Genomic DNA, 1,493 nt, shown 5'->3' on the forward strand with positions numbered 1-1,493 from the left:
CTAGGATAAGAAGAAGTACCCCTGAAACCTGGGTGGGCTGAGCCCTGGACAGTGATAGCCTGGAGTTGCAAAACGAACCAGACACCACAAGGACTCAGCCCAGTTGCAGGATACCAAATCGAAGCACTACGCCAGTGCCCAACAGCTACGCCAGCAGTTCGGACAAACCACCCAAGGACCCTACAGCCAAGCGCTGAGCACCCAAGACATCTGCACTGCCGCCGAACGCCAGCCCGGCCCACAGCGCCACCGCCTGTACCCGCCACTGACCACCCTGGGCCTGTTCATCGGCCAAATCCTGGGCAGCGACCCCGCCTGCCAGGCCGCCACCACCAGCCACCTAACCCAGCGGCTGGGCCAGGGCCTGTCTGCGTGTTCCACCAACAACGCCAGCTACTGTGATGCCAGAAAGCGCCTGCCCAAGGCACTCATCAGCGATCTGGGTGCGCAGCTCGGCCAACGCCTGGAGTCACTCGCCCCCAAGGCGTGGCGCTGGCAAGGGCGTACCGTCAAACTCTTCGATGGCACCAGCGTCTCCATGCCCGATACCCCCAGCAACCAGGCCGCGTACCCGCAAAGCGGCAGACAAACAGTGGGCTTGGGCTTCCCCATGGTGCGCATTGGAGCCCTGATCGGCCTGGCCAGCGGAGCTGTGCTGGCCTACGGCCTGACCGCCCTGCGCGGCAAAGGCACGGGGGAGCAAACCGTGCTGCGTAGCCTGCTCGGGCACATCCAGCCCGGCGACATCATCCTGGCCGATGCCTTGCTGGCCACCTGGTGGCTCATCCAGGCCATCCAAAGCCGGGGTGCCGATGTCGTGATGCGCCAACACGGCAAGCGCACCAGCGACTTCAGCCAAGGCCAGATACTGGGCCCCGACGACCACCTGGTCGAATGGCGCCGTCCGCCCCGGCCTGAGTGGATGCAGCCGCAGGAGTACGCAGCCTTGCCCAAAACGCTGCGTATGCGCGAGGTGAAGGTCAAAGGCCGGGTGCTGGTCACACCCCTGCATGAGCCCGGCTACGCCAGTGCACAGGCGTTGGACCAGTTGTACGGCATGCGTTGGAGTATCGAGGTGGACTTTCGCTCACTCAAAGCCACCATGGCGATGGATGTGTTGCGCTGTAAATCCAAAGAGATGGTGGACAAGGAGATCGCCGCCTACATGCTGGCCTACAACCTGGTGCGCTGGTCCATGAGTGCCAGTGCGGCGTTGGCCGATGTGCTGCCGCGTGCGCTGAGTTTTGCGCAGGCCAGGCGCTTGTTGAGCGCGATGGCCATCGCCATGGTGGTGGGCAAGGGTCGCGCCCCACAGAATCTGTGCGACGTACTGCTACAGGGCATCGCTAGCGGCAAACTGGTGCAGCGACCGGGGCGCATTGAGCCCAGGGCAAAGAAGCGAAGACCGAAGCCTTTGCCACTACTGAACACGCCTCGCACAGCAGCCAGGGCTGCGATTCGCATGCGACGGGGCTTATCCTAGTGGCATGAGG

1 protein-coding gene is annotated in these 1,493 nt (G+C 63.6%); it reads left to right on the top strand.

Annotated elements, in window-relative coordinates; genetic code table 11:
• Positions 1 to 103: 103 nt before the first annotated feature.
• Complete coding sequence (locus AC0969_RS19710) at positions 104 to 1,483, top strand: IS4 family transposase (RefSeq protein WP_479625848.1); 1,380 nt, start codon at positions 104 to 106, stop codon at positions 1,481 to 1,483.
• Positions 1,484 to 1,493 lie beyond the last annotated feature (10 nt).

The organism is Rhodoferax sp. LB1P47, assembly GCF_056521445.1.